Origin of the sequence: Micromonospora sp. NBC_00860 (assembly GCF_045207375.1) — a bacterium.
Classification (GTDB): domain Bacteria; phylum Actinomycetota; class Actinomycetes; order Mycobacteriales; family Micromonosporaceae; genus Micromonospora; species Micromonospora vinacea.
This window is the reverse complement of sequence record NZ_CP108825.1, coordinates 2055690-2079416: the sequence shown is the minus strand read 5'-3', so window position 1 is coordinate 2079416 and position 23727 is coordinate 2055690. Positions and strand designations below refer to the sequence as shown.

20 protein-coding genes and 1 pseudogene are annotated in these 23727 nt (G+C 69.6%); 8 read left to right on the top strand and 13 right to left on the bottom strand.

Annotated elements, in window-relative coordinates; translation table 11 throughout:
- Window positions 1-44: 44 nt before the first annotated feature.
- On the top strand, window positions 45-488 hold the full coding sequence (locus tag OH804_RS09385; RefSeq protein ID WP_406064349.1) for a hypothetical protein: 444 nt from the start codon (window positions 45-47) through the stop codon (window positions 486-488).
- A 136-nt stretch (window positions 489-624) separates the two neighbouring features.
- Here the strand turns inward: OH804_RS09385 and OH804_RS09380 are convergent, their stop codons facing one another.
- The 9 genes from OH804_RS09380 to OH804_RS09340 form a co-directional block, all read right to left on the bottom strand.
- A complete protein-coding gene (locus OH804_RS09380; protein ID WP_196923488.1) occupies window positions 625-2007 on the bottom strand; it encodes an endo-1,4-beta-xylanase in 1383 nt (460 codons plus the stop codon).
- A gap of 40 nt (window positions 2008-2047) precedes the next feature.
- Complete coding sequence (locus OH804_RS09375; RefSeq protein WP_196923489.1) at window positions 2048-3373, bottom strand: PHB depolymerase family esterase; 1326 nt, start codon at window positions 3371-3373, stop codon at window positions 2048-2050.
- A 309-nt stretch (window positions 3374-3682) separates the two neighbouring features.
- Window positions 3683-5821 carry an alpha-glucuronidase gene (locus OH804_RS09370; RefSeq protein ID WP_406064347.1) on the bottom strand — a complete coding sequence of 713 codons (2139 nt, stop codon included), beginning with the start codon at window positions 5819-5821 and terminating at the stop codon, window positions 3683-3685.
- On the bottom strand, window positions 5818-7851 hold the full coding sequence (locus OH804_RS09365; protein WP_196923490.1) for a beta-galactosidase: 2034 nt from the start codon (window positions 7849-7851) through the stop codon (window positions 5818-5820). The genes OH804_RS09370 and OH804_RS09365 overlap by 4 nt, the downstream gene beginning before the upstream one ends.
- Window positions 7848-8537, bottom strand: a complete 690-nt coding sequence (locus OH804_RS09360) for a DUF624 domain-containing protein (protein WP_196923491.1) — start codon at window positions 8535-8537, stop codon at window positions 7848-7850. Before OH804_RS09360 ends, OH804_RS09365 begins: the two co-directional genes overlap by 4 nt.
- A gap of 68 nt (window positions 8538-8605) precedes the next feature.
- Window positions 8606-10243: an extracellular solute-binding protein gene (locus OH804_RS09355; RefSeq protein WP_406064344.1), complete on the bottom strand. Its 1638-nt coding sequence runs from the start codon at window positions 10241-10243 to the stop codon at window positions 8606-8608.
- Between the two features lie 53 nt (window positions 10244-10296).
- On the bottom strand, window positions 10297-11205 hold the full coding sequence (locus OH804_RS09350; protein ID WP_307788729.1) for a carbohydrate ABC transporter permease: 909 nt from the start codon (window positions 11203-11205) through the stop codon (window positions 10297-10299).
- Window positions 11202-12191 carry an ABC transporter permease gene (locus OH804_RS09345; protein ID WP_406064342.1) on the bottom strand — a complete coding sequence of 330 codons (990 nt, stop codon included), beginning with the start codon at window positions 12189-12191 and terminating at the stop codon, window positions 11202-11204. The genes OH804_RS09350 and OH804_RS09345 overlap by 4 nt, the downstream gene beginning before the upstream one ends.
- Before the next feature lie 10 nt (window positions 12192-12201).
- A complete protein-coding gene (locus OH804_RS09340; RefSeq protein ID WP_406064340.1) occupies window positions 12202-14565 on the bottom strand; it encodes a glycoside hydrolase family 3 N-terminal domain-containing protein in 2364 nt (787 codons plus the stop codon).
- A 319-nt stretch (window positions 14566-14884) separates the two neighbouring features.
- On the opposite strand from OH804_RS09340, the gene OH804_RS09335 reads away from it, so the two are divergent.
- Window positions 14885-15922, top strand: a complete 1038-nt coding sequence (locus OH804_RS09335) for a LacI family DNA-binding transcriptional regulator (protein WP_406064338.1) — start codon at window positions 14885-14887, stop codon at window positions 15920-15922.
- A gap of 22 nt (window positions 15923-15944) precedes the next feature.
- A complete protein-coding gene (locus OH804_RS09330) occupies window positions 15945-16943 on the top strand; it encodes an acetylxylan esterase (RefSeq protein WP_406064336.1) in 999 nt (332 codons plus the stop codon).
- Window positions 16944-17012: 69 nt separating this feature from the next.
- On the opposite strand, the gene OH804_RS09325 is transcribed toward OH804_RS09330, so the two are convergent.
- Window positions 17013-17138 (bottom strand): hypothetical protein, encoded by a 126-nt coding sequence (locus tag OH804_RS09325; RefSeq protein ID WP_269215342.1) that lies wholly within the window; start codon window positions 17136-17138, stop codon window positions 17013-17015.
- Window positions 17139-17319: 181 nt separating this feature from the next.
- Here OH804_RS09325 and OH804_RS09320 point away from each other — a divergent pair, with 181 nt between their 5' ends.
- Complete coding sequence (locus OH804_RS09320) at window positions 17320-18363, top strand: cellulose binding domain-containing protein (RefSeq protein WP_406064334.1); 1044 nt, start codon at window positions 17320-17322, stop codon at window positions 18361-18363.
- Window positions 18364-18436: 73 nt separating this feature from the next.
- Here OH804_RS09320 and OH804_RS09315 read toward each other — a convergent pair whose 3' ends face one another.
- Window positions 18437-19513 carry a GNAT family N-acetyltransferase gene (locus OH804_RS09315; protein ID WP_406064332.1) on the bottom strand — a complete coding sequence of 359 codons (1077 nt, stop codon included), beginning with the start codon at window positions 19511-19513 and terminating at the stop codon, window positions 18437-18439.
- 30 nt (window positions 19514-19543) lie between these two features.
- On the opposite strand from OH804_RS09315, the gene OH804_RS09310 reads away from it, so the two are divergent.
- The 4 genes and pseudogenes from OH804_RS09310 (at window position 19544) to OH804_RS09295 (ending at window position 22020) form a co-directional block, all read left to right on the top strand.
- Window positions 19544-20032 carry a MarR family winged helix-turn-helix transcriptional regulator gene (locus tag OH804_RS09310; RefSeq protein ID WP_196923500.1) on the top strand — a complete coding sequence of 163 codons (489 nt, stop codon included), beginning with the start codon at window positions 19544-19546 and terminating at the stop codon, window positions 20030-20032.
- Window positions 20033-20199: 167 nt separating this feature from the next.
- Window positions 20200-20531 (top strand): annotated as a pseudogene (locus tag OH804_RS09305) (cellulose binding domain-containing protein); the annotation flags it as partial.
- A gap of 188 nt (window positions 20532-20719) precedes the next feature.
- On the top strand, window positions 20720-21184 hold the full coding sequence (locus OH804_RS09300; protein WP_406064330.1) for a hypothetical protein: 465 nt from the start codon (window positions 20720-20722) through the stop codon (window positions 21182-21184).
- Complete coding sequence (locus OH804_RS09295; RefSeq protein WP_406064328.1) at window positions 21181-22020, top strand: vanadium-dependent haloperoxidase; 840 nt, start codon at window positions 21181-21183, stop codon at window positions 22018-22020. The genes OH804_RS09300 and OH804_RS09295 overlap by 4 nt, the downstream gene beginning before the upstream one ends.
- A gap of 67 nt (window positions 22021-22087) precedes the next feature.
- On the opposite strand, the gene OH804_RS09290 is transcribed toward OH804_RS09295, so the two are convergent.
- Both OH804_RS09290 and OH804_RS09285 read right to left on the bottom strand, forming a co-directional pair.
- Window positions 22088-22552: a MaoC family dehydratase gene (locus tag OH804_RS09290; RefSeq protein WP_406064326.1), complete on the bottom strand. Its 465-nt coding sequence runs from the start codon at window positions 22550-22552 to the stop codon at window positions 22088-22090.
- A gap of 20 nt (window positions 22553-22572) precedes the next feature.
- Window positions 22573-23721: an acyl-CoA dehydrogenase family protein gene (locus OH804_RS09285; protein WP_406064324.1), complete on the bottom strand. Its 1149-nt coding sequence runs from the start codon at window positions 23719-23721 to the stop codon at window positions 22573-22575.
- Between the last annotated feature and the right edge of the window lie 6 nt (window positions 23722-23727).

Below are 23727 nucleotides of genomic sequence, written 5' to 3'. Positions count from 1 at the left end.
GCTACCGTGCCGGCACTGTTGACACGTTGAGGAAAGAGGCAGTGGTGGGCGCATCCGGGTGGAGCTACTTCGTCGCGTACCAGCCAGACCTGGACGCGGCGTTGGACGCGCTGCGGGACAAGGTCTTCGCCGACGGTGACTACTGGTGGGCCCGCGGTGAGACCCCCAACTCGGCGAGCGACTATCCGAACCGTCCCGCCACGATGAAGGAGCTTTTCAACGACGAGTGGGTGCAGGAATCGGGTACCCACTCCATCCTCGACGTCTACCGCGTCCTGGACGAGGGCGAACGGCCCGAATTCGGCACGGTCGAGCCGGTGAGCGCTGCCGAGGCACTGCACCATGCCGGCACCGAGCGGCTGACCCGCGAGCACCTGGCCGCGATCGAAGGGCTGGCCGAGCAGAGGTGGTTCGGCCGCTGCGCGGTCCTGCACGACGCCGAGGGCAGGCCGGAGGAAATCTACTTCTGGGGCTTCTCCGGCGACTGACCACTCCCCATCCACCCCGGTGATCAAGACGTTTGCGTCAGGACAGGCCAGGCAGGATGACGCAAACCTCTTGATCAACGAGGGCTGGGATGGGCCGGTGCGGAGGCGGTGGGCCTCCGCACCGGCTGGTGAGGTGTTAGCGGGCTGAGCAGGTGGGGCTGAGGCTGCCGGCGGTGCCGTTGGCCTGGAACCCGTACTCGGTGGACTGTCCGGCGCCGACCTGGCCGTTGTAGGCCACGTTCGTCCAGTTGGTCGTGCCGGTGTTACCGCTACGGTTGGCGCTCCACGCGTTGGTGACCGTCGCGCCGGACGGCAGCGCGATCGTCACCGTCCAGCCGCTGAGGGCCGACGAGCCGGCCGTCACTCGAACATTCGCCACGAAGCCACCCGTCCACTGGTTCACCGAAACCGTCGCCGTGCAGCCACCCGGGCCCGGAGGCGGCGTCGTGGGCGGATCGGTCGGCGGGTCGGTCGGCGGGTCCGTGGGCGGGTCGGTGGGCGTGGTGCCGTTGTTGAGTGCGGCGAGAACCGCGTCGTACGCGGGCTTCTTCGAGCCGTTGCTGTTGAACAGCAGCGGGGTCTGCGACGCCCGCCACGAGTCGCTGTCGCGGATGCCCCACACGGTGATGCCGTTGCACCGGGCCACGGCCAGGCAGTCCTCGACCACGCTGCGGTAGGTGTTCGCCGACGCGCCCTGGATGTCCAACTCGGTGATCTGCACGTCCACACCGAGTGCCGCGAAGCTCGACAGCGTGGTGCGGTAGTTGCTCACGTACGGGGAGTCGTTGTTGAAGTGCGACTGGAACCCGACGCAGTCGATCGGCACACCACGGGCCTTGAAGTCCCGCACCATGTTGTAGACGCCCTGGGTCTTCGCGTGCGTCCAGTTGTCGGTGTTGTAGTCGTTGTAGCAGAGCTTCGCGCCCGGATCCGCGGCACGCGCCGCCCGGAACGCCGCCTCGATCCAGTCGTTGCCGGTGCGCTGGAGGTTGGAGTCGCGACGGCCTCCGGAGCTGCCGTCGGCGAACGCCTCGTTCACCACGTCCCACGCCACGACCTGACCCCGGAAGTGGGTGGCCACCTGCGTCACGTGGTTGAGCATCGCCTGCCGAAGAGCACTACCACTCATGCTCTCCATCCAGCCGGGCTGCTGCGAATGCCACGCCAGCGTGTGGCCCCGCACGCTCATCCCACGGCTGCGGGCGTGGTTGACGATCTGGTCCGCCGCCCCGTAGCTGAACTGATTCTGCTGCGGCTCGGTGGCGTTCATCTTCATTTCGTTCTCGGCCGTCACCATGTTGAACTCGCGGTTCAAGATCGTGGTGTAGGCACTGTCGGAGAGCTTGAATCCGGCCACCGCCGTACCGAAGTAGCGACCCTTCTCGGCGGCGGACGCGCCGAGGGTCGTCCCGGCGGCGGCCGGCGCCGTCGCGAACAGCGCCATGCCGGCGGCGAGGGCGCCCGCGCCGGCCAGCGCGATGGCGGCTCTCGATGCCGCCTTCCATCTCGTACTTCTCATCGGGTGACTCCTTCTCAGGTGGTGGAGTGGGACAGGGAAATCAGGACACCGAACAGGCGGCACCATTGAGGGCGAACGACGTGGGCTTGCCGGTGCCGCCCTCGTGCGTGGCCTGGAAGCCGATCTCGACCGACGCGTTCGGGGCGATGGTGTTGTTGTAGGAGACGTTGCGGGCTGTCACCGCACCGCTCGCCGGGGCGTACTGGGCGTTCCAGCCGCTGGTGATGCGCTGCCCGGTCGGCAGCGTGAAGGTCAGCGCCCAGCCGTTCACGGCGGTGGCACCGGTGTTGGTGATGGCCACGCTCGCTGTGAGACCGCTGTTCCAGGCGTTGACCGTGTAACCGACCCGGCAGGCGCCCTCGGTCGGCGGTGGCGTGGTCGGGGGCGGCGTGGTCGGCGGCGGGGTGGTCGGCGGTGGGGTGGTGGGCGGTGGGGTGGTCGGCGGCGCGGTGCCGTCCAGCCCGAAGAATCGGATCACCTGCGCGGCGTCGACCGGCAGGTTGTGCGTCACACCCTGCATGCTGATCGCCTCGACCGGCGCCATCGGGCCACTGCTGCCGTACCGGGTGCGGGTGTAGCCGGACTGCGGGGAGTCGGTGTACGTCGGGGTCTGGCTCAGCCCGTGCACGTTGGTCCACTGCTTGACCTGCTCACCGAAGTTCGGGTAGCGCAGCGTCTCGTCGTTGGTGCCGTGCCAGATCTGCATCCGGGGTCGCTGACCGGTGTAACCGGGGTACGCCTCCCGGACCAGGTCACCCCACTGTTGCGCGGTCCGGATGAGTTGCCCGTTGGCGCACTGGCTGTTCCACTCCGACGTGCCACCGGTGGCGAAACAGGCGAACGGCACCCCGGCGAACGAGGCGCCCGCCGCGAACACGTCCGGGTAGACCCCCAGCATGACGTTTGTCATCATCGCGCCGGAGGAGGTGCCGGTGGCGAAGATCCGCGCGGGGTCGGCGGAGTAGCGCTGCCGCACGTAGTCGACCATCGACATGAGCCCGACCGGGTCGCTGCCACCGCCACGGCGTAACGCCTGCGGCGAGTAGACGTCCCAGCACTTGCTGCTGCGGGTCGCCGACGGGTAGATCACGATGAACCCGTACCGGTCCGCGAGGGAGGCGTACTGGGTGCCGGAGTGGAACGCGGGGCCCGTCCCGGTGCAGTAGTGCATCGCCAGGAGGATCGCCGGCCGGGTCGCCACCCGGTCCGGGACGTACAGGTGCATCTGCAGGTTGGTGGGGTTGGTGCCGAAGTTGGTCACCTGCGTGAGCGTCGCCGCCGACGCGGGAGTGGCGAACGTCAGCGCAGCGGCGGCCAGTGTCACGGCAGCCATGACGACGCCAAGCATTCTCGTCTTCAGTGTCATCGTCGCGATCCCTTGCGAAAAAGGCGCGTGGAAGGGGACTTAAGTCGAGGACTGCCCTTCGCCCGACCTTGACCGCGGCTCGCGTGACCATGTCAGCTTCAATCGAGCACACTCGATTGTCAAGACTTCCGGAAACCTTTCGCGGCAACGGTTCCGGCGGTCACCTGCGCAGCAATGGACATCGACGGGCATGATCAGCAAGGATGGGTCGCGATAAATTATCGGGACGTTTTCGGAACCTGCCAGGCCGTTGGGGCGCACGGCACGCGGGAGGCCCGACCGGCTGGTCGGGCCGCCCCGCGCCGCCGCTCAGTAGATGTCCCGCCCTTGCTCGTCCGGCACCCCGGACTTGCGGAAGAAGTACGTGTTGATCTGATCGCGCCACTCGGTGGCGCAGCGCACCTGTTCGTTGAGGCATTCGGCGACCCGCTCGTAGACGCTCGGGTCGATCATGCCGGTCAACGTCTGCCACCTCCGTCGCATCGCCTTCACCTCCTCGACCCCCGCGAAATGGGTGTCGTAGATGTGCTGGATGACTGTCGAGCCGCTGTGCAGCACATGCCCGTACGGCACGTGGTGGAAGAAGAGCAGCAGTTCGTCGGGGCAGCTCTCGGGTGACTCGTACACCTCGGCCCAGTACGGCGGGTACTGGCCGGCGAAGCCGGTGCCCGACGCGCGGCTGCGGTCCACGCCGACGCCGTCCCGGTCGGCGAAGTGGTAGGTGCCCCACCGGGTGTACTCGTACCCGTCGACGCCGGGGCCGTAGTGGTCGCCGGGGTTGACCATGAAGCCGACGCCCAGCGGGGCGGTGTAGCGCTCGTAGGTGCGCCACGAGTCGTCCATGATCTCGTGCAGGGTCCGCCGCACCAGCTCCGCGTCGGCGGTCGCCGACGGCGGAAAGGTCAGCGTGATCCACTCGTCGAGGATCGCCGTCGGATCCCGCCGAGGGTCCCAGGCAAGCCGGCCGAACGTGTACAGGTTGGCCTGCGCCAACGGATGCCCGGTCCAGAAGAGGTCGTCGCCGACGTTGGCGACCGCGACCAGCCCGCCGCCGGCCGCCGCCTCTCCCGTGACCACGTCGGCGATCGTCCGCCCGCCCGGCCCCCAGGGGGCGAAACGCAGGACCTCGCTCCACCACGGGCCGAGGTGGCAGACGTGCCGCTGTTGGCCCGTGTACTCCTGCGTGACCTGCAACTCCACCGCCAGGCGGGTCGCCGGCATCGCGGCGAGCACCGGTGAGACCGGCTCGCGGGTCTGGAAGTCCACCGGGCCGAACTTCACCTGGACGACCACGTTGGTACGGAACCGCCCGTCGAGCGGGGCGAAGTGGTCGTACGCGGCCCGGGCCCGGTCGGTGGACCGGTCCCGCCAGTCCTGGTGGTGGTTGTAGACGAACGCCCGCCAGTGCACCACTCCCCCGTGCGGGGCGAGCGCCTCAGCCAGCAGGTTGGCCCCGTCGGCGTGGTCCCGGCCGTAGGTGAACGGGCCAGGTTGCCCCTCCGAGTCGGCCTTCACCAGGTAACCGCCGAAGTCCGGAATGCGGTCGTACACCCGCCGGGTGGTCGCGGCCCACCAGGCCCGCACCGTCTCGTCCAGGGGGTCGGCGGTCGGCAGGCCACCGAGGACCACCGGCGCGGCGAAGCTGACCGACAGGTGCACCCGGATGCCGTACGGGCGCAGCGCGTCGGCGATCTCGGCCACGTCGCCGAGCCGTTCGGTGAGCAGCAGCGCCTCCGTGCGGGCCACGTTGACGTTGTTCACCGAGATCGCGTTGACCCCGCAGGCAGCCAGCAGCCGCCCGTACTCCCGCACCCGGGCCAGGTCGCCGCGCGGACGGCCGTCGCGCCAGAAGATCGAGCCGCCCGCGTACCCCCGTTCGACCTGGCCCATCACCGGGTGCACGGCCACGTTGTCCCAGTGGTTCAGCATGCGTCGGCGCAGCGCCGGGCGGTGCCGCTCCGGGGGTCGGGCCGGGTCGAAGGCCGCCGCGCAGAGCCGGACCACGTGGAAGAGCCCGTACAGCAGGCCGGCGGGCGCGTCGGCCAGCAACACTGTCACGTCACTGGCCTGCGCCAACACGAAACCCTCGTCGCCGAGCGTCCCGCCGCCGCCCAGCTCGACCAGCGCCGCCTCGCCGGCGGCACGCGCCGCCTCCACCGCCGGGTTGGGCAGCTCGGCGGCGTCGCGCAGGGCGAGCACCAGGTCGACATCGACGTCCCAGGACGGGGAGTGCCACACCCGCCCGCCGTACCGGGCGCAGGCGCGCGAGACCTCGGTGAGGACGGTGTCGACGAGCAACCCCTCGCCGTGCAGGAGGATGCGGCGCGAGCCGAGCGACCGGAACGCCTCCGGGGGCAGCCAGGCCGGATGGACGCGCGGCTCGTCGCCATCGATCGGCTCCTCGACGAACATCAACTGCTCCAACTCCACCGACTCTTCGGCGTTCACCGGTCCTCCTCCAGCACGACAACCCCGTACGCCGGCAGCCGCAGGGCAGCGCCGGCCGCCGTACGGTCGCCGGTGAGCAGGTCGACGCCGCCGGTCCGGGCGGTCACCTCGACCGGCTCGGCGCGGTGGTTGAGCAGAAACAGCAGCCGCGACCCGTCCGCCGCGACCCGGACGGCGGATTCCAGGTCCGGTACGTCCGGGTAGGGCCCGAGCAGGTCGTGCCGGGCGAGCACCTGCCGCACCACCCAGGACACTCCGGCCTGGTCCAGACCGGCGGCCACGTACCAGCCGAAGCCGGCGCCGAAGGAGTTGCGGGTCACCGCCGGGGTGCCCGCGTAGAAGTCGGCCTGGTAGGTACCGACGACCTGGGCGCCCTGCGGGATCACCAGCTCGAACAGCAGCCGGGCGTCGACGTCGACCTGGTCCGCGCCGTCGCCGAGGCGGACCGGGTTGACCACCTCCGGGCCGCGGGCGTCCCACTCGTCGACCCGGACACCCGTGAGCTGCCCGAGCGGTCCTGGCACGTCCATCAGGAACGCCTGGTCGTTCTCGTCGACCCGGCCGGACAGGTAGGTGGTCAGCACCGAGCCGCCACGCGCGGCCACCTCCTCCAGCCGCTGCGGCAGGTCACCCTTGAGCAGGTGCAGGGCCGGGGCCACGACCACGTCGTAGCGGGACAGGTCGGCAGTCACCGCGACGACGTCCAGGTCCACACCGGCGTCCCAGAGCGCCCTGTGGTACGCGAGCACGACCTGCTGGTAGCGGACCAGCCGCGACGGGCCGTCGGACAGCTCCAACGCCCACCAGCTGTCCCAGTCGAACAGCAGCGCCACCCGGGCCGGCGTCCGCGCGCCCAGCGACGCGGGGCCGAGCCGTTCCAGCTCGGCGCCCAGCTCGGCGACCTCCCGGAACACCCGGGTGTCGGAGCGACCGGCGTGGCCGATGACCGCCCCGTGGTACTTCTCGCTGGCCCCGCGGGAGGCGCGCAGCTGGAAGAAGAGCACCGCGTCGGCGCCGTGCGCCACTGCCTGCCAACTCCACAGCCGCATGAGACCGGGGCGCTTCAACGGGTTGACGTCGCGGCACGCGGTGACGCTCGGGGTCTGTTCCATCAGCCAGAACGGCTGGCCGTCCTTGAGCCCGCGCATCAGATCGTGGGTCAGTGCCATCCGGGCCGCCGACTCGTCGTCGGGCGGGTAGTTGTCCCAGGAGACGAAGTCCAGATGAGGGGCCCAGCGGTGGTAGTCGATCGGCCGGTACATGCCCATGAAGTTCGTGGTGACCGGCAGCGTCGGGCTGGATTCCCGGATCGCGGCCTTCTCGTCGCGGAAGTTGGTCAGCATCGCGTCGGAGGTGAACCGCAGGTAGTCCAGTGTGATGCCGGGGAACGCGGTGTGGTCCGGGCCCCGCCAGTGCTCGGTCAGCGCCGACGGTGACTCGATCTCGTCCCAGTCGGTGAAGGTGTGCGACCAGAAGGTGGTGTACCAGGCCTCGTTCAGCTCGTCGAGGGTGCCGTAGCGGTGGCGCAGCCAGTTCCGGAAGCCGGCCGCGCACAGCGCGCAGTAGCAGGCGCCGCCGTACTCGTTGCCGACGTGCCAGGCGAGCACCGCCGGGGTGTCGGCGTAGCGGCGGGCGACCCGGCGGGCCAGCTCCGTCGAGAGCCGGCGGAAGACCGGCGAGCTGGGGCAGGAGTTGTGTCGCTGACCGAACCGGTGCTTGCGGCCCTCGAAGTCGGTCCGGGTCACCTCGGGGTACGCCTTCGCCAACCACGGCGGGTGGGCTCCGGTGCCGGTGGCCAGGCAGATCCCGCGTCCCTCGGCACTGGCCCGCTCGACGATCCTGTCCAGCAGCGCGAAGTCGTAGGTGTCCTCGGCGGGCTGGGTGAGCGCCCACTCGAACACGCCGAGGGTGACCAGGTCGATCCGTGCGCTGTCGAAGAGACGGTAGTCCTGCTTCCACACGTCCTCGGGCCACTGTTCCGGGTTGTAGTCGCCCCCGAAGGGCACCTTGGCGCTGAGGGGCAGGCTCATGCGACGAACTCCTTCCGGGTCAGCTGGATCATCGGTTCGCTGATGCGCAGGTACGCCAGCACCGCGATCGACGCGAGCAGCATCAGCACCGCCTCGGAGAAGACCGCGGTGATCCCGGCCGCCGCGGCCAGCAACAGCGCGTTGCCGACGGAAACAGCGGGGGTACGCAACAGGAAGTGCACGGCCAGCCGAAGCACGTCGCGGGTGCGAAAGTCGAACAGCGAGGTGATCACCAGGGCGTTGGCCGCGCAGAGCGTCACGCCCACCGCGATCAGCACCAGTGGCGCCGCCCACCAGCCGGGAAGGCCTACCGCGCCCCGGTAGGCGAGGTTCACGGCGAGCACTGTCAGCCACAGCAGCGTCGGCACCCAGATGCGCAGCACCCCGAACGCGTTGGCCCGGTAGCCGCGCCAGAACAGGGCTGCCGGATGCAGGTCGGTCAGGTCGGTCTGCTGGTGACGCAGGGCGTACAGAGCGGCGGAGACGGCCGGGCCGACCGGTACCAGCAGGAGCGCGGCCAGTGGCAGGTTGCTGGGGTCGCGGCCCAGCACCAGCAGCGGGAGCAGGGCGGGCAGTGTGGTGAGCAGCAGGAGCAGTTCGACGACGAGCAGGATGTAGACGCGCGAGGTGATCCGCGACAGTGGTCCGTCGCCGAACTGTCGCCAGGTCTGGGCCGCGCCACTCACGATCGCTCCCTCTGCTCGGAGACGGGTCCGGTCGGGCCGCGACAGGCCACCCGACCGGACCCCGTTGATCAGCCGTTGTTCTTCTGGAACCGCTCGTACGCCTTGTTGACCAGGTCGATGTACTGGTCGGAGTTCTTGGCCTTCAGCTCGGCCACGTACGCGTCCCACTCGCTGAGCGGACGCTGACCCAGGGCGAACTTCAGCGTGTTCTGGGTGACGAAGTCCTTCAGCGGGGTCTCCCAGAGCGACACCTGCTCGCGCTCCTCGTCGGTCAACGGGCGCGGCGGAGGGACCTCCCTCGGCTTGCGGGCGTCCATCACCTTCTGGAACTCCAACTCCTCCGGCGAGAAGAACCCACGGACCAGGTCGGGGGTGCCGCCGTAGGAGAAGACGCCGTTCTGGAAGCCGAACTCCTTCTGCAGGTGCTTGGTTCCCTTCGGGTTGACCCCGAGGAAGTCGACGTCGGGCGTGACCGAACGCTTGCCCGAGGCGTCCTTGGTGAAGGTGGTGCCCTCGACACCCCACTTGGCGAATTCCATGCCGGCGTCGGAATACCACAGCCAGTCGATGAACTGCATCATGGCCACGAAGTTCTTGCTCTCCCGGGCCTTCGTGGAGATCATGATGCCGTTCTCCAGCCGGGGGAACGGGTTGATCTCGCCGGCCGGGCCGATCGGCAGCGGGATCTTGGCCATCTTGGCGTTCGGCAGGGTCTTGGCCAGGTCGGGCCGGTGGTTGTTGACCAGGGTCTGCGCGTTGCCGGTGACCATGAAGGACTTGCCGTTGGCGAGCTTCTGCCGTGCCTGGTCATCGGTCTGGGTGAAGCTCTCCGGGTCGAGTAGACCCTCGGCGACGAGCTTGTGCAGGAACGTGACCATCTGCTTGTACTGGTCGGACGAGCCGGTGTAGCTGAACTTCTTCGCCGCCGGGTCCCAGGTGGCGTGCTGGTAGTCCCAGCCCGCGTAGGTGCCGTGGGCCGAGCCGAGGATGTTCAGCAGCGCGCCGGTCGGGTTGGGCTTGCTGAAGAGGTCGGAGTACGGGTAGACGTTCGGGTACTTCGCCTTCATCGCCTTCATCACGGTGTACAGCTCGTCCCAGGTCTTCGGGACGGGGAGGTTGAGCTCCTGCATGATGTCGGTGCGCACCAGCACGGTGTAGTCCTGCGTGGGCTTCTCGTGCACGCCGGGCAGCAGGTAGAACTTACCGTCGGACTGCCGCAGGTTGTCGATCTCCGGCTGGAGGTTCCACTTGGTGATCTTCTCCTTGAGGTTCGGCATCAGATCCAGGTAGTCGCTCACCGGGAGGATCGCCCCGGAGGACACGAACGCGTCCTCCTGCGGGTGGTACGTCTTCGGGATGATCAGCGGAGCGTCTCCGGCGCCGATCAGCAGGCTGCGCTTCTGCTCGTAGTCGCTCAGCGGCACGGCCACCGGATCGATCTTGACATTGGTCCGCTTGGTGAGCTCCGACCAGAACAGCCAGTCTTCCTTGAGCGGATAGAACGTGTGGTTGTTGTAGAGGGTGGAGAACGAGAGCGCCTCGGTGGCCTTGAACTGGTCACCGACGCCGTAGTTGGCCATCGCGCCGACCCGGTTCCCGGAGAGGTCAGTCGACTCGCCGGGGTCCTCGGAACAGGCGGTGGCAAGGGAGAGCGCAAGCAGACCCGCGGTGGCCAATGCCACGCGGCGCCACGTCTTGTGGAGCATGGCTCGTCCTTTCGGTGGTGGGGGATTCGAGGGGAAGCGGTGCGGCGCCGGCGTCATCCCTTGACCGCGCCGAGCATCACGCCGCGGACGAAGTACCGCTGGACGAAGGGGTAGATCGCCAGGATCGGCAGGGTGGTGAGCACGATCGTCACGGCCTGGAGGGTGGCCGCGGCCTGGACCTTGTCGGCGTCGGCCGCGGCCGACTCGGCGCTCGTGGCGCCCGCGATGAGGTTGCGGAGGTACACGGTTACCGGCAGCAGATCCTGCCGGTCGATGTAGAGAAAGGCGGTGAACCACGAGTTCCAGAAGGAGACCGCGTAGAAGAGCACCATCGTCGCGATGATCGCCTTCGACAGGGGCAGCACGATCCGCAGCAGGATGCCGTACGTGTTCAGCCCGTCGACGGCCGCGGCCTCCTCCAACTCGCTCGGCAGACTCTCGAAGAACGCCTTCATGACGAGCAGGTTGAACACGCTGATGGCATTGGGGATCACCACCGCCCAGATGGTGTTCTTCATGCCCAGGCTGGTGACCAGCACGTAGTTGGGGATCAGACCACCGGAGAAGAACATGGTGAACAGCGCGATGCCGATGAGGAACGGGCGCCCCTTGAGCTGCGGCTTCGACAGCACGTACGCGTAACAGGTGGTCAGCACGATCGAGATGAGCGTGGCGACCACCGTGTACACCACAGTGTTGCGGTAGTTCGTCCAGAACATCGCGTCCGACATCAGCAGCTTGTACGCGGTCAGGTCGAACCCACGCGGGACGACTGTCACCTTGCCGGCGATGATGTACGCCTCTTCGCTGAGCGACCGGGCCACGATGTTGAGGAACGGGTACAGCGTCACGACCACGACGCCGAGCAGGACGACCGTGTTGACCACCCGGAAGATCCGGTAGCCCCGGCTGTCCACCGGCCCGCGCGTCGTCGGGGCGTCGATCTTCGTGCCGAGGGTCACCACAGGCTCGTCCCCACCGTGCGACGGGAGATGACGTTCGCCGACAGGACGAGGATCAGCCCGATCACCGCCTCGAAGAGGCCGATGGCTGCCGCGTAGCTGAAGTTGCTCGACTGGAAGCCCATCCGGAACAGATAGGTGGAGACCACGTCGGCCGTCGGATACGTCAACGGGTTGTAGAGCAGCAGGATCTTCTCGAACCCGACCGCCAGGAAGCTGCCGATGTTGAGGATCAGCAAGGTCACCATCGTCGGACGGATGCCGGGCAACGTGACGTGCCAGGTCTGCCGCAGCCGGCCGGCGCCGTCAATCCGGGCGGCCTCGTACAGGTCCTCGTCGATTGTGGTGAGGGCGGCGAGGTAGAGGATCGTGCCCCACCCCACGGTCTGCCAGACCTCGGACGAGACGTAGATGGTGCGGAACCACTCCGGTTTCTGCAGGAACGCCACCGGGTCGCCACCGAACAGGCCGACGATCTGGTTGGCCGTGCCCTCGATCGAGGTCAACTGCATGACCATCGCCGCCACGATCACGATCGACAGGAAGTGCGGCAGGTAGGACACGGACTGGACGAACCGCTTGAACCGGCGGGCCCGGACCTCGTTGAGCAGCAGCGCCAGCACGATCGGCAGCGGGAAACAGAACAGCAGGGTCAGCGTCCCCAGCACCAGGGTGTTGGTGAACACCTCCCAGAACGTCGGGTCGCTGAGGAACATCCGGAAGTAGCGCAGCCCGACCCAGTACTCACCGAAGATGCTGCCGCCCGGCTTGAACCGGCGGAAGGCGATGATGTTGCCGATCATCGGCAGGTACCGGAAGACCAGGAAGAACAGCAGCGGCAGGACGGCGAGGGAGTAGAGCTGCCAGTCCCGGCGCAGCGCCTGCCGCCAACTGCGACGACGTCGTGGCGAGCGCGGGGCAGGGCTCTGCGCCGGCCGCGGAGAGCTCGGCGGCGCCGGCGGCGGTGGCCGCAGGGTGGATGTCATCCTTGGCCTCCTATACCGACTGTGGAACAGCCACGAGGGGCTCTACCCGCACCGAGGTGAGCAGTTCCCGCTCGTAACCGACCTGGCGTTCGGTGCCGACCAGTCGCAGCGGTAGGGCCGCCGCCACGTCGCCGCTCGACCGGCCGAAGCGCAGCTCGACGTCGCCGGGCTCGACGATCCGCCGGCCGGTCAGCCCGGTGAACGACGCCACGTCGGCCGGTACGCCGAACGTCACGTGCGCCGCCTCGCCGGGCGCCAACGGCAGCCGGGTGTAGCCGATCAGCCGCACCACCGGACGGGTGGTCTGCGCGACCGGGTCGTGCAGGTAGAGCTGCACGACCTCGGTCCCGGCCCGCTCGCCGGTGTTGGCGACGGTGATCCGCACCCGTACCTCGCCGTCGACCGGCCAGGCGGCCGGGTCGTCGCGCGGCTCGACCACCGTCGCGTCGGACCACTCGAAGGTGGTGTAGCTCAGCCCGTGGCCGAACGGGTACGTCGGGGTCGGGTCGACCGAGGAGACCTTGTTGCGCCGACCGAGCGGCGGCGCGAGGTAGGTGCTCGGCAGCCCGCCGGCGTCCCGGGGGACGCTGACCGGCAACCGCCCGGAGGGGCTGACCGCGCCGGTGAGCACCTCGGCGAGCGCCTGCCCACCGAGCTGACCGAGGAAGAACGCCTGCACCACTGCCGCCGCGCCGTCGAACTCCGGGCCGAGCGCGTAGGGGCGACCGGTCATCAGCACCAGGACCACCGGGGTGCCGGTGGCGAGGACGGCGCGGACGAGGTCGGCCTGCACGCCGGGCAGTCGCAGGTCGACGGCGTCGCAGCCTTCGCCCGAGGTGCCCCGGCCGAACATCCCGGCCCGGTCGCCGACGGCCAGCAGGCACACGTCGGCGGCGGCGGCCGCGGCGACCGCGGCCGGGATACCGGAGGTGTCCTCGCCGGTGATGGTGCACCCCGGCTCGTGGGTGAGCAGCGGGACGCGTCGGGCCAACTCGTCGCGCAGTGTGGGGATGTCCAGACCGAGCCCGAAGTCGCTGTGGTTGACGCCCACGTGGTTGGGGAACGAGTAGCAGCCCAGCATGGCCATCGGGTCGTCGGCGACCGGGCCGACCAGGGCGACCCGACCGCCCGCGGGCAGCGGGAGGACGCCGGTGTTGCGCAGCAGGACGACGGACTCCCGGGCCAGGCGTACGGCGATGTCCTGGCTGGTCTCGTCGTCGAAGCGCAGGGACGCCACGTCGGCGGGCAGTTCCTGCCAGCCCTCGTCGAGCAGACCGAGCTCGATCTTCTGGATGAGCACCCGACGCAGCGCGCAGTCGATCAGCGCCTCGTCGACCTCGCCGCGGCGCGCCGCCTCCACCAGCGGCGCGCCGAAGGCATCCACTGTGGGCAGTTCGACGTCGATCCCGGCCCGCAGGGCGAGCCGGGCCGCGTCGGCGGCGTCCCCGGCGACTCGGTGCAGGGTCTGGAGGAACCGTACGGCGAAGTAGTCGGCCACCACGGTGCCGGTGAAGCCCCATTCGTCGCGCAACAGCCCGGTCAGCAGCCCACGGTCGGCGGCGACGGGCAGGCCGTCGATCTCGGCGTAGGAGTTCATCACCGAGCGGGCGCCGCCGAGGCGCAGCGCCATCTCGAATGGCGGCAGGATGACGTCGGCCAACTCGCGGGGGCCCATCGGCACCGGCGCGAGGTTACGTCCACCCCGGGAGGCGGAGTAGCCGGCGAAGTGCTTCAGCGTGGCCACCACGCCGGCCCGCTCCAGGCCCCGCACGTACGCGGCACCGGTCGTCCCGACCAGGTAGGGGTCCTCGCCGATCGTCTCCTCGGTACGGCCCCAGCGGTAGTCCCGGGTGACGTCCAGTACCGGGGCGAGGCCCTGGTGCACACCGGCGGCGCGCATCGACCGCCCGATCCGGTCGGCCATCGCCTCGACCAGTTCCGGGTCGAAGGACGCGCCCCAGCTGAGCGGGGTCGGGTAGACGGTCGCCCGCCACGCCGCGAACCCGGTGAGGCACTCCTCGTGCACCTGCGCGGGAATGCCGAACCGACTGGCGGCCACGATCTGCGCCTGTGAGGCCGCCAGCGACCGGGCGCCGGACACCGGGTCGACCGGGGCGGTGCCGAACGGGCGGGTCAGCTGGCCCAACCCGTGCTGGATGACGGTGCTCCACTGTGGCAGTTCGCTGATCATGTCCGACTGGTGCGGTGCGACGCCCTCGCCGCTGGCGTCGGCGCCGACCCAGACTCCGACGAGTTGGGCGATCTTTTCTTCGAGGGACATCTTCGGCAGGAGCGCCTCGGCCCGCTCGGTCGGTGACAGTCGCTGATCACGCCACGGCGCGGCGCCGCCGTCCTCGAGCGACTGACTACTCATGCCCCGACCCCTCAGCTCCGGCCACATTCCGGTGCCCTGGTGGGACCAGTTCCGTGGCGGACGTTTCTCACGATCCGAAACTTTCCGGAAACCTGCGTAACCTTTTCGGCAACCTAAGTGCCGCATCGATGCCTGTCAAGAGTCTCAACCGGACCACCAGGGGGTGTTTCCTGCGTACGGTGACTCCCCAATCACCACTCCGTCGCCGACTAGCCACGCAATGGCCTTCGTTTGGCGAGCCCGACTGCGGCACCGACTGGCGTGAATGTCTCATCATGTTAAGGTCGCCCGAAACTTTCGGATGTTGTATGAGGCCGCGATGACAGAGCACCGCCCGCTCGACCCACCCGCCTCCACCACCATCGCGACCATCGCCAACGATGTCGGCGTCTCGGTCGCGACCGTGTCCAAGGTCCTCAACGGACGCGGCGATGTCGCCCCCGACACCCGAGCACGGGTGGAGGCGAGCCTCGACCGCCACCAGTACCAGCGCCGCGCCCGGCGACAGGCGACCAGCGGCGGCCGGGTGGACCTCGTGTTCCACGAGTTCGACACGGGTTGGGCGATGGAGATCCTGCGGGGCGTCGAGGCGGTGACCTCCGCAGCCGGAATCGGGCTGTCGATCGCCCAGCTCGACGGCGCGCACCGTCCGCCGGCACGGTGGCTGGAGGCGTTACTCGCCGACCGTCCCCTCGGCGTGGTGTTCGTGCTATCCCACCTTGCCGAGGCCCAGCAGCAGCACCTGCGTCGGCAGGGCATACCGTTCGTCGTCGTCGACACCGACAGCGCGACCTCGGCTTCTGTGCCCACCGTCGGGTCGAACAACTGGAACGGTGGCCTGCTCGCCGCCCGGCACCTGCTGGAGTTGGGACACCGACGGATCGCCATCATCTCCGGGCCACCCGACGTGCTGTGCAGCCGTGCCCGCGCCGCCGGCTTCCAGTCGGCCCACGACGAAGCCGGGATGGCTGTCGACCGGGAACTGATCCGCTACGGCAGTTTCTCCGCTGGCGCCGGGCACGCCCACGGGCTGCAACTGCTCCAGCGGGCGGACCGACCCACGGCCATCTTCGCCGGGTCGGACATCCAGGCCATGGGGGTGCTCCGGGCCGCCCGTCAGTGCGGCCTGCGAGTGCCCGAGGACCTTTCGGTGATCGGGTACGACAACCTGCCGGTCTCCGCCTGGACCGACCCGGCCCTCACCACGATCAACCAGCCGTTGCGCGACATGGCCGGCATCGCCACCCAGATGTTGCTGGACCTGACCAGGGGGAACGAGCCGGCGACCAGCCGGATCGACCTGGTGACCGAGCTGGTCGTCCGGGAGAGCACCGCGCCCCCCGCCCACCCGCACTGACCCCCGGCCCCTGCGAGGACCCGTGCCCCACTCCGCCTCCACCGTCGACGACCTCCAGCGGTACGCGCCCGAGGTCGTCGAGCCCGACGACTTCGACGAGTTCTGGCGGGACACGCTCGCCGGGTCGGCCGCCGCGCCGGTGCTCGTCGACGTCCGTCCCGAGCCCACCGACCTGCGGCTGCTGGACTCCTGGGACGTCACGTTCGCCGGCTTCGGCGGTGACCCGGTGCGCGCCTGGTACACCCGCCCGGCCGGGGTTCGAGAGCCGCTGCCGGCCGTGGTCGAGTACGCCGGCTACGGTCGCGGGCGCGGCCTGCCCCATGAACGGCTGACCTGGCCGGCGGCCGGGTACGCGCACCTGCTGATGGACAACCGTGGTCAGGCGGGGCAGCACGGCGCCGGGGACACGCCCGACCCGCACGGCGCGCCCGGCGGGCCCTGGCCGGTCACCTGGGGGATCCTCGATCCGCGGGACTACCACTACCGCCGCCTGATCACCGACGCGGTGCGGGCGGTCGAGGCGGTCCGCGCTCTGCCGGGGGTCGCGGGTGACCGGGTCAGCGTGGTCGGCAACAGCCAGGGCGGCGGCATCGCCCTGGCGGTGGCCGGTCTCGTCGACGATCTCAGCGCGGTGCTGACCACCGCCCCCTTCCTCTGCGACATGCGTCGGGCCGTCGCGCTCACCGACCTCGCGCCGTACGGCGAGATTGCCCGGTACCTGGCGGTGCACCGGGAGGCCGAGGAGGCGGTGTGGCGCACCCTGTCCTACGTCGACGGGGTGAGTTTCGCGCGCCGGGCGACGGCGCCGGCGCAGTTCGGGGTCGGCCGGCGCGACACCGTCTGCCCACCGCGAACCGCCTTCGCCGCCTACAACCACTACGGCGCCGCGAACGGGAGGCCGGTCCCGCCCGAGCGGGAGGTGCACGTCTACCCGTTCAACGGTCACGAGGGCGGGGAGGCCGTCCACGTCCGGCGTCAGCTGCGCTGGCTGCGGACGGTACTCCAGTCGGCCCGGCGCTGAGCAGCTCATCGTGAGGCATCGTCGAACGCTGATGCGTTGCTGGTGTTAGCGATAACACGCTATGGTGCGTCAGGCGAGGTGCAGGGCACACCTCCGCCACGACTCATCGGTCCGTCGCGCCAGACCCTCGACGTCCGGCGCCCGCCACACCGCGACGACCACCAGTGCAGACGTCCGGGTTCCTGGTGGTGCCACGCACCCCACCTCCGCGTAGCGCGTCATGGTGGCAGCCCTCCTCCCGGTGGCCGCCGATGTCGCGCACCCCACCAGAGGAAGTCCCATGCGCAGTCCAACGCTTGGCCACCCCGCCCCTCTCACGCCGACCGGCAACGCACCGACATCGAGGCCCCGGCGGGCCCACCGGTGGTGGACGGCAGTGGTCGCCATCGCCGCCATGGTCGCCGCCGTACCGATCGCGACGACCCCCGCCAGCGCCGAGTCCAACGGCGGCGTACGGGTGATGCCGCTCGGCGACTCGATCACCGACGGCTTCAACGTTCCCGGCGGTTACCGGATCGAGTTGTGGCAGCGGTTCACGTCCGGTGGTTACCGGATCGACTTCGTCGGCTCCCAGTTCAACGGGCCCGCGAGCCTCGGCGACCACGACCACCAGGGCCACTCCGGCTGGACGATCGCCCAGATCGACGCCAACGTGGTGAACTGGTTGCGGGCCACGAACCCGCGGACCGTGCTGCTGCACATCGGCACCAACGACATGTACGGCGACACGTCAGGGGCCCCGTCCCGGCTGGCCACGCTCGTCGACCGGATCACCACCACCGCCCCGAACGCGGACGTGTTCGTCGCGACGCTCATCCCGAAGTCCGGCGCGGACAACCAGGTCCGGGGCTACAACGCCGCGATCCCCGGGATCGTGCAGAGCAGGGCCGCCGCCGGTAAACGCGTACACCTGGTCGACATGTACCGCGCCCTGACGCTCAGCGACCTGGCCGACGGGGTGCACCCCAACGCCACCGGCTACCGCAAGATGGCCGCCGCCTGGTACGAGGCTCTCCGTACGGTGCCCGGCAGCATCGGGGGCGACACCCCTCCGACCACTCCCCCTCCGACCACGCCCCCGCCGACCACTCCCCCGCCGACCGGTGACTGCCGCGTCGCGTACACGGTCAACGCCTGGAACAGCGGTCTCACCGCGTCGGTCTCGGTGACCAACACGAGCAGCACACCGGTCAACGGCTGGGCCCTGGCGTTCACGCTGCCCGCCGGGCAGACCATCACCAGCGGTTGGAACGCCACCTACGCCCCGTCCAGCGGAGCGGTGACCGCCCGGAACGTCTCCTACAACGCGACGATCGCGCCGAACACCTCGGTCGACATCGGCTTCCAGGCAACCCACACGGGTGGCACCGGCCGCCCGTCCGCGTTCACCCTCAACGGCACCGCCTGCACTGTCGCCTGACGTTTCGGTCGCGGTGCCGGGCAGCACGGGCCCGGCACCGCGCCCCTTGAACCGCCCTCGGAGGCCGGCAGCGTCAGCGCTGCCTGACGGAGATGTCCTTGGTGAGGCGGGCGGTTCCGTCAGGGCGGTCGAGTGAATCCGACTGGTATCCCTCACTGTGGTAAAGGTCGATGTTGCGCAAGCTCTTCGCGCCCGTGGACAGCAGAACACGACGGCATTCCGGTTCCGCACCGGTTTCGGCGGTGCGTAGCAGCCACCGGCCGAGCCCGCGCCCCCGCAGGTCGGGCACGACAGCGAGCCGACCCACGTGCCAGTCGGTGCCGTCGCGACGCGCACGCACCATGCCCAGCAGTCGGCCGTCCAACCAGATGCCGGTGACGTGCCAGGTCTCCAGCCAGTCGCGCACCTCCTCCAGCGACTCATGCAGGGCAGGTATGGCCAAGGTGCCATTGACAACGGCCTCGTCCACCCAGCAGCACCGCTGCAGCACGGTGACCTCGGGCGCGTCGTCGGGGGTCAGCCGTCTCGTGTAGGACCCTGGCAACGGTCCAGACAGCGTCCCGGCTCGTCCGGTTTCGCGCAGTGGCCGTAGGGCGTGGGCGACACGGACCAGTTCGTCCAGCAGCCCGACACCCGCCGTGTCGCGGGTCGCGTCGGGAAGCAGCCGCCCATTCTCCACCGCGTCGCCGATGCGAATCGCGACCGTGGCGCCCAACGGCACCAAGCGGAGTGTCGTCACCACCTGCTTGGCATGCTGAACGGACCGGGTGCCCGCCGACGTGTGGCCGTAGCTGACGAAACCGATCGGCTTCCATGCCCACTCGCGGCTGAGGTAGTCCAGCGCGTTCTTCAGCGTCGCTGGCATCCCGTAGTTGTATTCCGGCGTGACCACGATGAAACCATCCGCCGCGTCGACGATCGCGCTCCACCGGCGCGTGTGCTCCTGCTGGTAGACACCCGACGACGGATGCTCCTCCTCGTCGAGGAACGGCAGGTTCAGATCGCCGAGGGCCACCGGCACAAGCTCGACGCCGAGCGCCGCGGCACGAGAGGCGACCGTTTCGGTCAGCCACTGTGTCACCACCGGGCCGAGGGCACCTGGGCGGGTGCTGCACATCAGTACGAGGACACGTGTCGATTTCGTTGACATGGAAACGAGCGTAAGTGCTAAGTTGATTACATGTCAACAACACCGCCGGTCGGGGCCGTACCCTGGTTGAACCCTGACGAGGAACGCGCGTGGCGGGCATTCCTGCGCGTAGTGGTCGCGGTGCAGACCGGCACGGCGCGCGACCTGGCCGCGGTCGGGCTCTCCGAACCCGACTACGAGGTGCTGAGCACCTTGTCGGAGCGGACCGGCCACACCAGCAGCCTGGGGGAACAGGCCGACAAGATGGGCTGGTCACGCAGCCGGCTGTCCCGGCACGCCACCCGGATGGAGTCGCGCGGTCTCGTGAGGCGCACACCCGACCCGGCCGACGGCAGAGGTTGCTTCCTCGTACTCACCGCGCAAGGGCTGGAGGCACTCGAGGACGCGGCACCGGCCCACGTTCGGTCGGTGCGACGCCACTTCATCGACCGCCTCGCCCCGGACCACCTCATCGCCATCGAACAGATCGCCCGGAGACTGGAAGAACCCCAAGTCGGCGACGATCGACCACCCCAGTGACGCCCGCCGCATGCTGGACGATCGCCGCGATCCCCGGGATCGTGCAGAGCCGAGCCGCCGCCGGTAAACGCGTACACCTGGTCGACATGTACCGCGCCCTGACGCTCAGCGACCTGGCCGACGGGGTGCACCGAACGCCACGGGCTACCGCAAGATGAGCCGACGCCACGCGCCCGCCGACGGGTGACTGCCGCGTCGCGTACACGGTCAACGCCGGGAACAGTGGTCTCACCGCGCCGATCTCGGTGACCAACACGAGCAGCACACCGGTCAACGGTGGGCCCTGGCGTTCACGCTGCCGGGCGGGCAGACCATCACCAACGGCTGGAACGCCACCTACTCCCCATCCAGCGGAGCGGTGACCGCCCGCAACGTCTCCTACAACGCGACGATCGCGCCGAACACCTCGGTCGACATCGGCTTCCAGGCCACCCACACCGGCAATGCCGGCCGACCGTCCGCACTCACCCTCAACGGCACCGCCCGCACGGTCGCCTGACGTTTCGGTCGCGGTGCCGGGCCCCACGGGCCCGGCACCGCGCTCGGACCCAGCTGCCCGTACCCGGGGTGGTGGCGACCGGACGGCCAACCGTCGAGGCGTGACGGTGCTATGTTCGATCGTCATCGATACCGTTCGTCGGCCGCTTCTTTCGACAAGAGCGTCGACACGTCAGCGACGGGGAGATCATGACGAGCCAGAACCCAACACGACGTGCGATCTGGTCCCGCGTCATTCCCACAGCCATCGCGCTCTGCTCGCTGGTCGCGTCCACGACGACCGGGCCGGCAACCCGCGCCGAGGCCGCGGCCCCTGGCACCGATCCCGCCAATCCGGTGGTCACCTGGGATCTCCATGCCCAGACGGCGATCTGGGACGTCGCGGCTCAGCAGCCGAACGAACAGGTGCGGAGCTTCGCGATGGTGAACGGGGCTGTCTACGACGCGTTGAACGCGATCGCCGGCACCCCCTACCAGCCGTACCTGACCGCACCGCCGTCGAGGGGGACCGAGTCGGCGGACGCTGCCGTCGCCGCCGCCGCCACGACGTACTCGCCGCCCTCTTCCCCGCTCAGCAGGAACGGCTCCGCGCACAGTACGACGCGGCTCTCGCCGTCATTCCCAACGGGCGGTCGAAGCAGGACGGCATCGTGATCGGAGCACGAGCCGCGGCCGCGATGGTCACGGCGCGGCAGGACGACGGCGCGTTCGGGGACCAGCGGTGGAAAGACGGGACACGACCCGGCCAGTGGCGACCGACGCCGCCGCTCTTCCTGTCCCAGGGCGCATGGACCGGCCACATGCGGCCGTTCCTCATCCCTCGTGCGTCGACGTTCCGCACACCCCCGCCGCCACGACTGAGCAGCAGCGCATACGCCCGCGACCTCAATGAGGTGAAGGAGGTCGGCTCCACGACGAGCACGGTGCGCACCCAGGACCAGACGGAGGCCGCGATCTGGTGGCACGACCGGCGCTCCGCCTCCTGGGAGATCAAGCGACAACTCGCCACCACCCAACGACTGGACGCCCTGCAGACCGCGCGATTCTTCGCGATGACCGACCTCATCGTGGCCGACTCGGGAGTAGCTTGCTTCAGCCAGAAGGACCTCTGGAGCTACTGGCGTCCGGTCACGGGGATCCAACTGGCCGACACGGACGGCAACCCAAGGACGGCGGCCGAGCCAGGCTGGCAGTCGCTGCTCGTCACGCCCCCCTTCCCCGAATATCCCTCCGGCCACGCCTGCGGCACCGGCGCGCGCATGTCGTTGTACCGGTACTTCTTCGGCCGAGACGACATCGCGTTCAGCGGTTCCAGCGTCGACTCCGGCACGACCAGGCACTTCACCAGCTTCTCCCAGGCGCTCAACGAGCTGATCGGCGCACGTGTCTGGGGCGGCGTCCACTTCCGCACCGCTGATGTCGAGGGGGCGCATCTGGGTGAGGAGGTCTACCGCTACGCGGTCCGGCACTACTTCCGCCCCCTGATGTAAAGGGGGCTTACGAGACCTGACCATCGTCACCGGCGGCACCTCGGCCAGCCCTTGCCGAGCTGAGCGGTCACTGCTGCACGGCGCGGTAGAGCCGGCTCACGGTCTCGGCCACGCAGACCGGCTTGCCGCCGCTGTCGCTTTCCACGGTGGCCGTCACGACCAGTTGCACACCGCCGCTCACCGGCGACACGTCGGCGATGGTGGCGGTGGCGCGGACGGCCGCGCCGACCCGGAGCGGCGCGGGGAACCGCACCCGGTTCAGCCCGTAGTTGACCCCCATCGCCACCCCCTCGACCCGGTAGAGCCCGCCCGCCAACGCCGGCAACAGCGACAGGGTGAGGTACCCGTGCGCGATCGTCCCGCCGAACGGCCCCGCCGCGGCTCGGACCGGGTCGAGGTGGATCCACTGGTGGTCGTCGGTGGCGTCGGCGAAGAGGTCGACGCGGCTCTGCTCGATGCGCTGCCACGGACCGGGCCCGAGGCTCTCACCGGTGGCGGCGGCCAACTCCTCGAACGAGGTGAACACTCTCATGCCAGGTCTCCCTACAGCTTCTAGAAGGCGTTGACGCCGGTGAGCGCACGTCCGATGAGGAGTTGCTGAATCTGACTGGTGCCCTCGTAGAGCGTGGCCACCCGCGCGTCGCGAAGATACTTACCGACCGGATACTCGTCGATGTAGCCGTACCCACCGAACACCTGGACCGCGTTGTTGGCCGCGCGGACGGCGGCCTCGCTGGCGAAGAGCTTGGCCATCGACGCCTCGGTGGCGAACGGCTGGTCGCGGTCGATCAGGTCGGCCACCTGCCACACCAGCAGCCGGGCGGCGGCGGTGTCCACAGCGATGGCGGCGAGCAGTTGCTGGACGAGTTGGTGCCCGGCGATCGGCTTTCCGAACTGGGTGCGCTGTCCGGCGTAACCGACCGCCGCGTCGAGGCAGCCCTGGGCGATGCCGACACAGCCGGCGGCCACCGACATCCGCCCCTTGGCGAGGGTGGCCAGGGCCAGTCGGAACCCGGCGCCCTCGGCACCGAGGCGGGCCGTGTCGGGCACGCGTACCTCGTCGAAGCCCAGCTCGCCGGTGGCCTGACCGCGTAGGCCGAGCTTGCCGTGGATCTCCCGTCGGGTCAGCCCCGGGCTGTCGGTGGGCACCAGGAACGCGGTGATTCCCCGGTGCCCGGGGCCGCCGGTGCGGGCGAAGACCAGCGCGACGTCGGCGGTGGTGCCGTTGGTGATGAACATCTTCGTGCCGGTGAGCAGCCAGTCGGTGCCGTCGCGGACCGCACGGGTCCGCAGTGCTGCCGCGTCCGAGCCGCTGTCCGGCTCGGTCAGCGCGAAGCAGCCGAGTGCGGTGCCGGCGCAGAGCTTCGGCAGCCACTCGGCCCGCTGTTCCGCACTTCCGTGCGCGGCGATCGACTTGGCGACCAGGCCGAGGGAGACCGAGACGATGCCCCGCACCGCGGAGTCGCCCCGGCCCAGCTCTTCCAGGACCAGGCAGTACGCGAGGTGGTCGCCGCCGGAACCGCCGTCGGCCTCAGCGATGGTCAGCCCCAGGAAGCCCAGGTCACCAAGCATGCCGACGATGGCGGGGTCGACCGATTCGCGGCGATCCCAGGCGGCCGCGTGCGGCAGCAGCTCGCGGTCGGCGAACTCGGCGGCCACCTGGCGGACCGCCGCCTGCTCGGCGGAGAGGGTGAGGTCCATGACGCT